Source organism: Bradyrhizobium sp. TM239 (assembly GCF_036247985.1).
In the GTDB taxonomy this organism is placed as follows: domain Bacteria; phylum Pseudomonadota; class Alphaproteobacteria; order Rhizobiales; family Xanthobacteraceae; genus Bradyrhizobium; species Bradyrhizobium ottawaense.
In genome coordinates this window covers 188537-202147 of the sequence record NZ_BTIR01000022.1, presented here as the reverse complement: position 1 = coordinate 202147, position 13611 = coordinate 188537, and the positions used below count along the sequence as shown (strand labels likewise).

General features: G+C 65.3%; 13 protein-coding genes. 3 read left to right on the top strand and 10 right to left on the bottom strand.

The window, feature by feature from the left end:
* Position 1: 1 nt before the first annotated feature.
* The 4 genes from AABA84_RS30685 to ltnD form a co-directional block, all read right to left on the bottom strand.
* Positions 2–1693, bottom strand: coding sequence for a methyl-accepting chemotaxis protein (locus AABA84_RS30685; protein ID WP_212248123.1), 1692 nt, complete (start codon positions 1691–1693; stop codon positions 2–4).
* A 160-nt stretch (positions 1694–1853) separates the two neighbouring features.
* On the bottom strand, positions 1854–3128 hold the full coding sequence (gene otnK / locus AABA84_RS30680) for a 3-oxo-tetronate kinase (protein ID WP_338313985.1): 1275 nt from the start codon (positions 3126–3128) through the stop codon (positions 1854–1856).
* Positions 3125–3907: a 2-oxo-tetronate isomerase gene (otnI, locus tag AABA84_RS30675; RefSeq protein ID WP_338313984.1), complete on the bottom strand. Its 783-nt coding sequence runs from the start codon at positions 3905–3907 to the stop codon at positions 3125–3127. The genes otnK and otnI overlap by 4 nt, the downstream gene beginning before the upstream one ends.
* Positions 3908–3921: 14 nt before the next feature.
* Complete coding sequence (gene ltnD, locus AABA84_RS30670) at positions 3922–4839, bottom strand: L-threonate dehydrogenase (RefSeq protein WP_338309779.1); 918 nt, start codon at positions 4837–4839, stop codon at positions 3922–3924.
* A 104-nt stretch (positions 4840–4943) separates the two neighbouring features.
* Between ltnD and otnC the strand changes: the two genes are divergently transcribed.
* The gene (otnC, locus tag AABA84_RS30665) at positions 4944–5630 is read left to right on the top strand and encodes a 3-oxo-tetronate 4-phosphate decarboxylase (protein WP_338313983.1); all 687 of its coding nucleotides are present in this window, start codon (positions 4944–4946) and stop codon (positions 5628–5630) included.
* Between the two features lie 84 nt (positions 5631–5714).
* On the opposite strand, the gene AABA84_RS30660 is transcribed toward otnC, so the two are convergent.
* The 6 genes from AABA84_RS30660 to AABA84_RS30635 form a co-directional block, all read right to left on the bottom strand.
* Positions 5715–6419 carry an ABC transporter ATP-binding protein gene (locus AABA84_RS30660; RefSeq protein WP_212248113.1) on the bottom strand — a complete coding sequence of 235 codons (705 nt, stop codon included), beginning with the start codon at positions 6417–6419 and terminating at the stop codon, positions 5715–5717.
* Positions 6403–7134, bottom strand: coding sequence for an ABC transporter ATP-binding protein (locus AABA84_RS30655; RefSeq protein ID WP_028143389.1), 732 nt, complete (start codon positions 7132–7134; stop codon positions 6403–6405). Before AABA84_RS30655 ends, AABA84_RS30660 begins: the two co-directional genes overlap by 17 nt.
* The gene (locus tag AABA84_RS30650) at positions 7131–8114 is read right to left on the bottom strand and encodes a branched-chain amino acid ABC transporter permease (RefSeq protein ID WP_212248111.1); all 984 of its coding nucleotides are present in this window, start codon (positions 8112–8114) and stop codon (positions 7131–7133) included. Before AABA84_RS30650 ends, AABA84_RS30655 begins: the two co-directional genes overlap by 4 nt.
* On the bottom strand, positions 8114–8947 hold the full coding sequence (locus AABA84_RS30645) for a branched-chain amino acid ABC transporter permease (RefSeq protein ID WP_246550223.1): 834 nt from the start codon (positions 8945–8947) through the stop codon (positions 8114–8116). The genes AABA84_RS30650 and AABA84_RS30645 overlap by 1 nt, the downstream gene beginning before the upstream one ends.
* Positions 8948–9142: 195 nt before the next feature.
* On the bottom strand, positions 9143–10387 hold the full coding sequence (locus tag AABA84_RS30640; RefSeq protein ID WP_212248107.1) for an ABC transporter substrate-binding protein: 1245 nt from the start codon (positions 10385–10387) through the stop codon (positions 9143–9145).
* An 88-nt stretch (positions 10388–10475) separates the two neighbouring features.
* A complete protein-coding gene (locus AABA84_RS30635; RefSeq protein ID WP_212248105.1) occupies positions 10476–11291 on the bottom strand; it encodes a putative hydro-lyase in 816 nt (271 codons plus the stop codon).
* A gap of 119 nt (positions 11292–11410) precedes the next feature.
* Here AABA84_RS30635 and AABA84_RS30630 point away from each other — a divergent pair, with 119 nt between their 5' ends.
* Positions 11411–12328: a LysR family transcriptional regulator gene (locus AABA84_RS30630; protein ID WP_094975306.1), complete on the top strand. Its 918-nt coding sequence runs from the start codon at positions 11411–11413 to the stop codon at positions 12326–12328.
* 32 nt (positions 12329–12360) lie between these two features.
* Positions 12361–13611: a Zn-dependent hydrolase gene (locus AABA84_RS30625; RefSeq protein ID WP_212248104.1), complete on the top strand. Its 1251-nt coding sequence runs from the start codon at positions 12361–12363 to the stop codon at positions 13609–13611.

Below are 13611 nucleotides of genomic sequence, written 5' to 3'. Positions count from 1 at the left end.
ATCAGGCCGCGCGGACGTTGGTCAGGAATTTGCTGACCTCGTTCTTCAGCCGGCCCGAATCGTTCGACAGCATTTGCGCCGCCGACAGCACTTGTGAGGAGGCCGTGCCGGTCTCGGTCGCGCCGCGCTGCACGTCGGTGATGTTGGAGGAGACCTGCTGGGTGCCCTGCGCGGCCTGCTGGACGTTGCGGGCGATCTCCTGCGTCGCGGCGCCCTGCTCTTCCACCGCCGCTGCGATCGCCGACGAGATCTCCGAGAGACGCTCGATGGTCGAGGAAATCTCCTTGATGGCGCCGACCGAGTCGTTGGTCGCCGCCTGGATGCCGGAGATCTGCTGGCCGATCTCGCCGGTCGCCTTCGCGGTCTGCTCGGCAAGCGCCTTCACCTCGGAAGCCACCACGGCAAAGCCGCGGCCGGCCTCGCCGGCACGTGCCGCCTCGATGGTCGCGTTCAGCGCCAGCAGGTTGGTCTGGCCGGCGATGGTGTTGATCAGTTCGACGACGTCGCCGATGCGGGACGCCGCCTTGGAGAGCTCGCTGACGCGCTCGGTGGTAGCACGCGCCTGGCCGACGGCATCGCCCGCCATCCGCGCCGATTCCTGCACCTGACGGCTGATCTCGCCGACCGACGAAGCCATCTCCTCGGTCGCCGAGGCCACCGACTGCACGTTGGTCGAGGCTTCCTCCGAAGCGCTGGCAACGGTGGTCGCCAGTCGCTGGGAACGGTCGGCGGTCGAGGTCAGCGTCGAGGCGGAGGCCTCCAGCTGGGTCGAGGCCGACGACACGGTCTGGACGATCTCGCCGATCATGGTTTCGAATTCGCGGGTGATGTTGTCGACGCGGCGGCCGCGCTCGATCTTGGCTTCGGCATCCGTGGCCGCGGCCTCATCGGCGGCCTTCTTGGCGATCAGAGCCTCCTTGAAGATCTGGAGCACGTCGGCCATGGCGCCGATCTCGGTCTTCTCGCCCCGGTGCGGGACTTCGGCGGAGAGGTCGCCCTTGCCCAGCGCCTGCATCGGCTCAATGATCGAGTTGATGCCCTTCGAGACGTCCTGGACGAGATAGAAGCCGACGCCGATGCCGATGATGACGGCAGCGCCGAGGATGATCGAGACCAGCATGAAAGCATAAGAATAGCTGTCCGCAGCATCCTGAGCCGCCTGATCGCCACCCTTGGTGTTGAGTTCGATGTCCTTCATCAGGACCTCATCCGACGCAAGACCGATCTTGTTGACCGTCTTGGTGTTCAGCTCCTGTGCGTCGTGCGGGACCTTGCCGGCCTCCTTGCGCGAGAGCGCCATCACCTCCTCGGTGCCCTTCTTGTAGTCATCCCAGAGTTTTGCCCACTGGTTGTAGAGCGCCCGCTCCTCCGGCGAGGTGATCATTGGCTCGTACCGGCCGCGGATCTTGGCGAGCGCCTCGATCACTGTCACACCCGTCTTCTCGTTGGCGAGTTTTTCGTCCAGCGTTTCGGAAAGCATGTGCTGGCGGACCACGTTGCGATAGGTGATGACGCTCGCACGAAGCTCGCCAAGCACCCGCACGCTGGGCATCCAGCTCGTGGTGATGTCGATGGTGTTGGCGTTCATCGACCGCATTTTCATGACGGCCAGGAGACCCATGCCGGCCATTGCGACCAGCAGGAACGCCACGACACTGATGATCTTGGCGCGGATGGAAATGGTGGCAAGCATAATGGGGTCTCTTTGTGCTGGCGCGGTGCGCTTATTACGAATCAACCAAAGGGAGCAGCACCAACATCCAACACCAGAGCACCTGCGCAGATGTTAACTACGACTCCGTACGAGTACGGAGCCTGAAAGAGATGAACAGGCCGCTAAAAATGCTCTGCGCTTAGCGCATGAGCCTAAGCGCATCGGAGAAAAATTCAGCGCCGCCGAAATTTCCGGACTTCAGAGCGAGCAGCATGTCGGCTTCGGCGCCCACCGAGTGGAGCACCGGGACACCCGCCGCGATCTCCACTCCTACGAGAAATCCGGGGATCTTCAACCGATCGACGACGGCACCGGATGTCTCGCCGCCGGCAACGATCAGTCGCCGCACGCCTGATTTTACGAGGTTTTCTGCAATGTCGGCCATGGCCTGCTCGATCGCGTGGCCGGCCGGGTCGCGACCGTGCCGCGCCTGCAGTGCGGCGACCTGACCAGGCGTCGCGCTCGAGGCGATCAGCACCGGCCCCTCCGCAAGCCGCGGCCTCGCCCAATCCAGCGCGCGCTGCGCTTCGCCGCCCCCCGTAATGATACGGTCCGGATCGAGGTGAAGCACCGGCATGACCCGTTCGGCGTTGACGATCTGCTGAAGCGTCGCCTGAGAGCAGCTCCCGGCGAGGCAGGCCGCCGGTCCGCCGACGGCAATGCCGGTCTCGCCGTTCGCCCCGGCTGATTTGACTTTACCAGTCGACGCCAGCGCACGCGCGAGCCCGAGGCCCATGCCGGAGGCGCCGACCGACAGCCGGTGCTCGGCGGCGACGAGGCCGATGGTCTCGAGGTCGCGGTCGAAGACCGCGTCGATGATGGCGGCGCCGATGCCCTTGGCCGCGAGTTCGGCCAGCCGGGCCCGCACGGCATCTGCGCCGCGCGTGACGGTGGCGAGGTCGACGAGACCGATCTGCGTCCCGCTCTGGCGCGCAAGCACGCGCACCAGGTTGGAATCATGCATCGGGTTGAGCGGATGGTCCTTCAGCGGACTCTCGTTGAGCGGCACCGCGCCGACGAAGAGGTTGCCCTGATAGACGGTGCGGCCGGTCTCCGGGAACGCCGGCGTCACCAGCACGGCGCCCTCGCCGCTATCGGCGCGCAGCGCGTCCATGACAGGGCCGATATTGCCGGCGTCCGTGGAATCGAAGGTCGAGCAGATCTTGAACAATACGTGGCCGGCGCCGCGGCCGCGCAGCCACTGATCCGCCGCGCGCGAACGCGACACGGCGAGGCCGGCCTCGATCGAGCGGCTCTTCAGCGACACCACGACGGCATCGACCTCGGGCAGTGCGAGATCGTCGGCGGGCACGCCGATGGTCTGCACGGTGCGCAGGCCCGCGCGCGTCAGCGTGTTGGCGAGATCGGAAGCGCCGGTGTAATCGTCGGCGATGCAGCCCAACGCAAGCGTCACGGCTTCACTCCAGCGTAAGGCTTGAACCAGGCAAGACCGTCGGTGGTCTTGCCGCGCGGATTGTATTCGCAGCCGACGAAGCCGGCATAGCCGAGCCGGTCGAGCTCTTCGAACAGGAACGGATAGTTCAGCTCCTCCCCGTCGGGCTCGTTACGCGAGGGGACGCTGGCGATCTGGATATGGCCGATGATCGGCATCATCTCGCGCAGCCGCATCGTGACGTCGCCATGGATGATCTGGCAGTGATAGATGTCGAACTGGAGCTTGAGGTTCGGAAGCCTCAGCTCCTGAATCAGGTCGCGGGCGAAGCCGAAGTCGTTGAGGAAGTAGCCGGGTACGTTGCGCGCATTGATCGGCTCGAGCACGATGTCGATGCCGTGCGGGGCGAAGAACTCCGCGGCCCATGCCACCGATTTGTAGAACGCCTCGATCGCGACGCGCTCGCCGCGATTGGCGATGCCGGCCATCAGGTGCAGTCGCTTGACGCCGGTCGCCTTGGCGTAAGGCAGCGCCGTCTCCAGGCCCGCCTTGAGATCGGAGAAGCGCGAGGGGAGCGCCGCAAAGCCCTTCTCACCGGCGTTCCAGTCGCCTGGAGGCAGGTTGAACAGCGCCTGGGTCAGGCCGTTGCGCTTGAGGCGCTCGCCGACCGCCTCGGCCGGATGCTCATAGGGAAAGAGAAACTCGACCGCGGTGAAGCCAGCCTGGGCTGCGGCATCGAAGCGATCGAGGAACGGCACCTCGGTGAACATCATCGAGAGATTGGCGGCAAAACGGGGCATTGGCGTCCTCTTCGTTACTTGTCGCCGGGCAGCTTGACGCCGGTGACCTGCGCATACATCCGCGCCACCGAGGCGTCGTCGTCCCGGCCCATGCCGGCGGCTGATGTCATCAGGAACATCTGGAGTGCGGCGGCGGAGACCGGCACCGGGAATCGCGCGCTGCGCGCCATGTCCTGGATGATGCCGAGGTCCTTGACGAAGATCTCGACGGCGCTGCGCGGTGTGTAGTCGCCGTCGAGCACGTGCGGCATGCGGTTCTCGAACATCCAGGAATTGCCGGCGGAGGCGGTGATCACCTCGTAGACCTTGCGGATGTCGAGGCCCTGCTTGGCCGCGAACGCAATCGCCTCGCTGGCGGCAGCGATATGCACGCCGGCGAGCAGCTGGTTGATCATCTTGAACGCGGCGCCCTGGCCGGCGGCATCGCCGAGCTCGTAGAGCTTCGCGGCCATGGCGTCGAGCGCGGGTCGTGCCTTCGCGAACGCTGTGGGGCTGCCGGAGGCGAGGATCGTCAGCTCGCCTTGCGCGGCGCGCTGAGCTCCGCCGGAAATCGGCGCATCCAGATAATGCCGGCCGGTCGCCTCAAGCTGCTTTGCCAGACGCCGCGCCACGTCGGGGTCCATCGTGGCGGAGGATACGAAGACGCTGCCTTCGGGCATGGTCTCGGCGGCACCATCCTTGCCGAACAGGACCGCTTCAGTCTGCGCGGCGTTGACGACGACGCTGACGACGATGTCCGCGCCCTTGGCCGCCTCGGCCGGCGTTTTGGCACCCGCGCCACCATCCTTCGCGAAACGCGCCACGGCCTCGGCCGAAACGTCGCAACCGGTGACGGCGTGGCCGGCGCGCTTCAGCGAGGTCGCCATGCCAAACCCCATCGAGCCGAGCCCGATGACCGCGATGCGCTGATTTTGTGACGTGGAGGCGGACATACAACTAACCCTTGCGAACGTTTCCCGGACGGCCGGCTTCTGCGGCGGCTCGGCGAACCGATATCACGGCTTGGCCGCGCTGCCAAAGCGTGAGACAAGCGGGCATGACGGCCATGAAACCTGAAGCGAGCAACGAGACGCGGCTGCGCGAGGACATCTGCCGCTTCGGACGGTCCCTGTTCGAGCGCGGGCTGACGCCCGGCTCCTCCGGCAATATCAGCGTCAAGCTGGACGGCGGCGGCTGGCTGGTGACGCCGACCAATGCCTCGCTCGGTTTCCTCGATCCTGCGAAGCTGTCGCGGCTCGACGAGAGGGGCCAGCTGGTGTCGGGCGATGCCCCGACCAAGGAAGTTCCGCTGCACAATGCGCTCTATGACACGCGCGGCAGTGCACGCGCGATCGTGCATCTGCACTCCACCCATTCGGTCGCGCTCTCGATGCTGCCGGAGATCGACCCGCGTGCCGCGCTGCCGCCGATGACGGCCTATTACCTGATGAAATGCGGCGCCACCGCGCTCGTGCCGTACTACCGCCCGGGCGACCCGGCGGTGGCGACCGCGATCAAGGGACTGGCGGGAAAATACTCGTCCGTGCTGCTCGCCAATCACGGGCCTGTCGTCGCCGGCGACACGCTGGAAGCCGCCGTGTTCGCAACCGAGGAGCTGGAGGAGACGGCGAAGCTGTACCTGCTGCTGCGCGGGATGAACCCGCGCTATCTATCGCCGGAGCAGGTGGCGGATCTGGTGAAGGTGTTTGGGGTAACGTTGCCGGAACACGGGCACGGGCATTGAACCACACCCACCGCCGTCATCCTGAGGCGCGCAAGAGCGCACACCTCAGGATGACGGCGGAGATTGCGGCGACGGCGTCAACGCCTACAGCCCCAGATACGCCTTCCTCACGTCCGGATTGCCCCGGATCTCGGCCGCGGGCCCCTGCATCAGCACACGGCCGGTTTGCAGGATGTAGGCACGGTCGGCGATCTCCAGGCACTCGGCCATGCGCTGCTCGACGATCAGAACGGTCATGCCGGCGTCGCGGATGCGCTTCACCGCCTGGAAAATCTCGTCGACCAGCTTCGGCATGATGCCCTGCGAGGGCTCGTCCAGCATCAACAGGCGCGGGCGCGTCATCAGCGCGCGGCCGATGGCGAGCATCTGCTGCTCGCCGCCGGAGAGCGTTTCGGCGCGTTGCTCGAGGCGTTCGGACAGGCGCGGGAACAGCTCGAAGACGAGACCGAGCGGTTCTTCGCGGTTCGCTTCGCCGCGGTAGAGATAGCTGCCGAGACGAAGGTTGTCGCGCACCGAGAGGCGCGGAAACAGACGGCGGTTCTCCGGCACATAGGCGATGCCGGTGGCGGTGATGTGGTGCTGCGCCATGCCGTCGAGGCGCTTGCCGTCGAAGGTTACGGTGCCGGAACGCGGACGCTCGGCGCCGGCGATGGATTTGAGCAGCGTCGACTTGCCCGCGCCGTTGGCACCGGCGACGCAGACGATCTCACCCTTCTGGACCTCGATCGAGACCGCGGAGATCGCGACCAGGCCCTGATAGGCGGTCGTGACTTCACGCACGCTGAGCATGACGATCTCCCAGATATGCGCTGATCACCTTGGGATCGCGGACGACATCGGCGGGCTTGCCCTCGACCAGCACCTTGCCGAGATCGAGCACGATCGCACGGTCGACCAAGGGCATCACGATCTCCATGACGTGCTCGACCATCAACACGGTGATGCCGGCATCGCGCACCTTGCGCACCAGCGCGACACCGGTCTGCGCCTCGGTCGGCGTCAGGCCGGTGAGGACTTCGTCGAGCAGCAGTAGTTTCGGTTCGGTGGCGAGCGCGCGGGCGACTTCGAGGCGGCGCTTCTCGGCCGGCACGAGGTCGCTGGCGAGCACGTCCGCGCGCGCGGCAAGGCCGGTGAACTCCAAGACCTCATGCGCCTTGCGGCGCGCCTCGCGCATCACGGTGTTGCGCACGAGGGCACCGACGATGACGTTGTCGATGACAGTCATGGTCTCGAAGCTCTTGACCACCTGGAAGGTGCGCCCCACCCCGCGCTGGCAGCGTTCGGCCGCCGGCATGTGGGTGACGTCCTCGCCGTCGAAGAGAATCGAGCCTTGCGTCGGCGGCAACACGCCGGCGATGAGATTGAACAGCGTCGACTTGCCGGCACCGTTGGGTCCGATCAGGCCGACGATCTCGCCGCGGCCGACCGAGATCGAGACGTCGCTGTTGGCGACGAGGCCGCCAAACCGCTGCCAGACGCCGCGGGTTTCAAGAAGCGCGGTCATCGGGCGGCCCCCGTCTTCTTCGGGCGGGAGAACAGGCTGAGCAGCCCCCGCGGCAAGGCCAGCGAGATCAGGACGATCAGCGTGCCGTAGACGATGAGGTCGACACCGCGCCCCGAGCCGCCGAACTTGAAGCGGGTCAGCTCCGTCAGCGGGATCAGAATGGCAGCCCCTAACACCGGGCCCCACAGGGTGCCGATGCCGCCGAGCACGGCGGGCAGCGCCATCAGCAACGAAAACTGGAAGCCCATGACGCTTTCAGGATCGATGTAGGAGACGAACTGGGCATAGAAGCTGCCACCCACCGCGACCAGGAAGGCGGAGACGGCGGCCGCGCCCATCTTGGAATTGAACACGTCGACACCCAGGCTCTCGGCCGCGTCCGGATTGTCCTTCACCGCACGCCACCAGAATCCCCATTTGGAGTTCTCCAGCCACCAGGTGACGAACCAGGCCAGGCAGCACAGCGCCAGCGCGAAATAGAAGTACGGCAGCTTGGTGCGCAGGAACTGGAATTTCAGCCAGCTGTCGCCGCGGATTGGAATGGTGATGCCCATCGCGGCGCCGGCCCATTCCCAGTTGTGGAACAGCAGCAAGCCGATCTCGGCGATGACGATGGTGGCGATCACGAAGTAATGGCCGCGCAGGCGGAAGAAGGGATAACCGAGCCCCATCGCGATCAGCGCCGACACCACGCCGCCCGCCAGCATGCCGAACCATGGCAGCACGCCGAACTTCGTGAACAGCAGCTCGGTGGTGTAGGCACCCAGACCGAAATACAGCGCGTGCCCGAGCGAGATCTGCCCGCAATAGCCGGACAGGATGTTCCAGCTCTGCGACAGTCCCGCGTACATCAGCGTCAGGATCAGGATGTTCTGGACGACGACGTCCTTCACGAACAATGGCGTCGCTGCGGCAATCACGGCGAGCACCGCGGCGATGATGAGGTCGCGGCGGCGCCGCGCTGCAAAATCCTTGTCCATCAGATCGATCCGAACAGGCCGCGCGGCCGGATGAAGACGACCAGCAGATAGACCGCGTAGATGCCGACCGATTTCAGCGACGGCGGCAGCACCAGCGCGGTGACCGCTTCGACGAGACCGACGATGATGCCGCCGGCGAAGGCGCCGAACACGCTGCCGAAGCCGCCGAGCGCCACGGTGACATAGGCGATCAGCGCAAAGGACGCGCCGACATCGGGATAGATGTAGAAGAAGCTCGCCATGATCGCGCCGGCGAGACCGACCAGCGCGGCACCAAGGCCCCAGCCGAACGCAAACACGCGGTTCTTGTCGATGCCGACCAGCGCGACCGCACCGGGATCTTCACGAGTGGCTTCCAGCGCGCGGCCGAAATCGGTGCGATGGATGAAGAAGTAGAGGCCGGCAAAGGCGAGGATCGAGACCAGGGCACCGACCAGCTGCGGCTCCGGCAGGAAGATACCGGCGATCGAGATGGTTTTGCCGCCGAGCCAGGATTGCGGAATGCTGCGATAATCCGGCGTGAAGAAGAACTGCGCCAGGCCCCTCATCACGATGGCAAGGCCGAAGGTGGTGAAGATCTGCACCATGCCGGCGTTGGCCTTGGCCCGCATGGCGAAGCGCACAATGAGCAAGTAGATCACCGCTCCGAAGATAAAGAGCGCCGCGGCGACCAACGGCGCCGACAGCAAGGGGTCGATGGCGAAGAACGCGAACAGGAAGAAGGACAGGTACATCGCGATCATCAGGAACTCGCCATGGGCGAAGTTCGTGACATCCATCAGGCCGAAGATCAGCGCGAGGCCGACCGCGATCAATCCGTACAGCAGCCCCATGAGGAGGCCGCTGGCGAGACTTTGAATAATGGCTTGGGCTGTCAAAAGTCCGTCCCCCGAAATAGATCCTCATCCCGAGGAGCGCGCACAAGCGCGCGTCTCGGAGGATGGCCAGCCCCCGTCCTTCGAGACGCGGGCTACGCCCGCTCCTCAGGATGAGGGCGGGAGCTGCATCTAAGCTCCCGCGTCCCAGTCTTACTTCATCGGCCAGACCGCCTCGGCGATCGCGGCCTGCGGCGGGAAGATGGTGACGAACTTGCCGCCGATATATTGCAGCAGCACCGGGTCGGCGTCGTTGTTCTGGCCCATCTCGTCGAACTTGACGCGCTTCCAGGGCATGATGGTCTGCTCGCCCGGGATGTCGGTCGCCGCCAGCGCGTCGCGGATCTTCTCGCCGTCGGTCGACTTGGCGCGGCTGATGGCGTCGGCGAGGATGATCAGGCCCATGAACTGGCGCGAGGTGAGGTCGTTGAAGTCCTTGCCCGACCGCGTCTTGAACATCTCGTTGATCTTGCCGACCATCGGGCGCTTCTGCGCGAGGTCGAGCGAGAACGTGCCGCGCGAGATCACGCCTTCGAGCTTGTCGCCGACGGCATCATAGAGCGCCTTCTCAGAGAAGCCGGCGTCCTGCGCCACGATCGCATTCGGCTTGTAGCCGAGCTCGGCCATGGTCTTGACCAGCAGGATGCCGTCGGTGGTGTAGCTGGAGGGCATCAGCACGTCGGCATTCGCGGACTTGAGCTGCTGCACCTCGGCCGAGAGCGAGGGCGAGTTGGCGCGATACTTGATGTCGGTGACGATCTTGTAGGCGCGCTCACCGGCGATCTTGGCCTGGGCGTTGCCGGAATCGGTACCGAAGATCGTGTCCTCGTGGAACAGCGACAGCGTCTCGATCTTTTTGCCCTTCTTCTTCATGGCGTCGAAGAAGTCGAACATGGCGGCCGAATACATCTCGTCATGCGGCGCGGCGCGGAAATAATACTTCAGGCCTCGGCGGTGCAGGCTGGGCGAGGAATTGTCGGCGGAGACGAACGGGACCTGGTAGCGCTCGCAGATCTGGCTCACCGTGACGGCGACGGCGCTCTGATAGGTACCGATGATGGCGGAGACCTTCTCCTGCGTGATCAGGCGCTCGGCTTCGGCGCGGCCCTTCTGCGGATCGGCCTGGTGATCGGCGAACACGAGGCGGACCTTGGCGCCGCCGAGGCCCGGCAGGCCCTCGCCCTTCGCCAGCGGCAGGTCGAAATCGGTGTCCTTGTTGATGACCTCGAGCGCGGTCTCATAGGCCTTCTGCGCATCGACGCCCTGCTGCGCGCTGCCGCCGGAGAACGGATAGATGACGCCGATCACGACTTCGGAAGTCTGTGCGCGCGCCGCCAGCGGCACCAGTGCGGCAGTCGCGGTGGCTCCCAACAACACGTCGCGGCGAGTGATCGTCATGGCAAAGTCCCCTGTACTGAATTTCGGCTGATCGAATGAAGCGATTGATGGATGCAGTAAAGCCCGAACATGCAGCATACGCTGCCCATTAAATCACGGCCATGGTCCTGTTCTTGAGATCCGTCACCAGCATCAGGCCGGGCGAATGCGTGATCGCGAACGGGAGCTTGGCGGCGTTGATCACCGATTGCGGCGTCACGCCGCAGGCCCAGAACACCGGAATCTCGTCGTCGGCGACCGGCACCGGATCGCCATAGTCCGGCTTGGCGATGTCCTTGATGCCGATCAGATGTGGATGGCCGAGATGGACGGGCGCGCCGTGCACGGCGGGATAGCGCGAGGTGATCTGCACCGCGCGGATCGCATCCGCCGGCTTGAACGGGCGCATCGACACCACCATGGGACCGGCGAACGGACCGGCCTCGCCGCAGGCGATGTTGGTACGATACATCGGCACGCGCACATTGCGCTCGATGTGCCGGATCGGCATGCCCTCGTCGAGCAGCGCCTCCTCGAACGAGAAGGAGCAGCCGAGCACGAAGGTCACGAGATCGTCGCGCCAATGCTTCGTCACGTCGGTCGGCTCGTCGACGACCTCGCCGTCGCGCCAGACGCGGTAGCGCGGCACGTCGGTGCGAATGTCGAGATCGGCGCCGAGCGAAGGGATGTACGGACTGCCGACATCGGACATGCCGATGATCGGGCACGGCTTCGGATTGAGCTGGCAGAAGCGATGAAAGGCGCTGGCATATTCCGCCGGCAGGATCGCCAGATTGCCCTGGACGAAGCCCGGGGCGATTCCGGCGGTGGAGGCGACCAGCCCTTGCCGGTAGGCAAGCCGCGCCTTGCGGCTCGGAAGGGCGTCGGGCGTTTCAGTTTGCTGCACTGCCACCAAAACAGTCATGTAATCGACCTGCCTATAAACTCGACAAAGACAGCCAACACCAAGCGTGCTATAAAGTCTAATCGTCCTTTCTAATCGATATCGATAAATCTATTTTATCGACGAGGAAAATCCTTCCAATGCTGGACTTCAGGTCGATCGAGACTTTTCTCTGGGTCGTAAAGCTCGGCAGCTTCCGCGGCGCCGCAGCACGGCTCAATACGACCCAGCCGGCGATCTCCCAACGCATCGCCCAGCTCGAGCGCGAGATGGGCGTCAAGCTCCTCAACCGCGACCATCGCGTCGCCTCGCCGACACCGAGCGGCCGGCAAATGATGGTCTATGCGGAGAAGCTGATCGGCCTGCGCGCGCAGATGATGGCCGAGGTTGGCGACCGCTCGGCGATGCGCGGCGTGATGCGCCTCGGCGTCGCCGAGACCATCGTGCACACCTGGCTGCCGCGCCTCGTGAAGAGCGTGAACCAGGTCTATCCGAACCTGTCACTGGAGATCGAGGTCGACATCACGCCGAACCTCACCGCGCGCCTGCTCGCGCAGGAGATCGAGCTTGCCTTCGTGGTCGGACCGCTGTCGGCGTCCGGCGTGCATAATCGCGTGCTCGCCGATTACCCGATCGGCTTCCTCGCAAGCCCTTCGCTCGGCCTCGGCAAGGGCCGGGTGACACCGGCGGAGCTCGCGCGGTTTCCGATCATCACCTTCCCGCGCAAGACCAAGCCTTACGAGGTCGTGCGCGAGGTATTCGACCGGCCGGAGCTGCCGCCGATCCGGCTGCACGCGTCCGCATCGCTCGCGACCGTTATCCACATGGCGGTCGAAGGCCTCGGCGTCGCCGTGATCCCCGATGCGATCGTCGAGAACGAGCTCGCCGACGGGCGGCTGCAATTGCTCGACACCGATCTTGCGATCGCACCGCTGACCTTCACCGCAAGCTGGCTCGCCTCGCCTGACGTCGTCGCCGTGGAGCGCGTCGCCGAGCTTGCACGGCAGATTGCGCAGAGCAGCCTCGCAGTTGACGCGCCCGCGCTGGCGCGTCATTGAAAAAGGCGCCGGACAATCGAGAGACCCACCGCATGAGCCGAGCCGCCACCAATCTGCAAATCGATTCCGCCCGCCTCTGGGGCTCCATCCACGAGACCGCGCAATTCGGCGGGACGGCCAAAGGCGGCGTGCGGCGGCTGACACTGAGCAGCGAAGACAAGATGGTGCGCGACTGGTTCCGCAAGGCCTGCGAGGACGCTGGTCTCGAAGTGCACACCGACGCACTCGGCTCACAATTCGGCCTGCGCAAGGGCCGCGACATGTCGAAGCCGCCCGTCGGCATCGGCTCGCATCTCGACACGCAGCCAACCGGCGGCAAGTATGACGGCATTCTGGGCACGCTCGGCGCGCTGGAGGTGATCCGCACGCTGAACGATGCCGGCATCGAGACCGAAGCACCTATCTGCGTCGTCAACTGGACCAACGAGGAAGGCTCGCGCTTCGCGCCCGCGATGATGGCCTCCGCCGCCTATGTCGGCGACTTCACCACCGACGACATTTTGTCGCGCAAGGACGCCGAGGGCACGACCGTCGGCCAGGCGCTGGACAGCATCGGCTATCGCGGCGACAAGCCGGTCGGCTTCCAGAAGCTCGGCTGCTTCGTCGAATTGCACATCGAGCAGGGCCCGATTTTGGAGGCCGAGGGCAAGACCATCGGCGTGGTCGATTCCGGCCAGGGCGTGCTGTGGTATGACGGCAAGATCTCCGGCTTCGAGAGCCATGCCGGATCAACGCCGATGCCGCTACGCCGCGACGCGCTGGCGACGCTGTCGGAGATCGTGCTGGCGATGGAATCCATCGCGAAGAAGCTCGGACCGAACGCGGTCGGCACCATCGGCGAGGCCGTGATCGCAAACCCCTCGCGCAACGTCATTCCCGGCGAGATCGCCTTCACCATGGATTGCCGCAGCGCGGACGGTGCCATCATGGACGCGCTCGATCGCGATCTGCGCACCGCGATTGCGGAGATCGCCGCGCGCCGCAAGGTCGAGGTCAAGATCGACCTGGTCTGGCGCAAGCCGCCGACGCATTTCGATCCCAAGCTGATTGCGGCGGTCGAGAACGCGGCGAAGACGCTCGGCTATTCCTCGCGCCGCATCACCTCCGGTGCCGGTCACGACGCCTGCAACCTCAACACGATCATGCCGGCGGCGATGGTGTTCGTGCCCTGCAAGGACGGCATCAGCCACAACGAGCTGGAGGATGCCACCCAGCCGGACTGCGCCGCGGGCACCAACGTTCTCATGCATACCGTGCTGGCGATCGCCGGCGTCGCGTCCTGA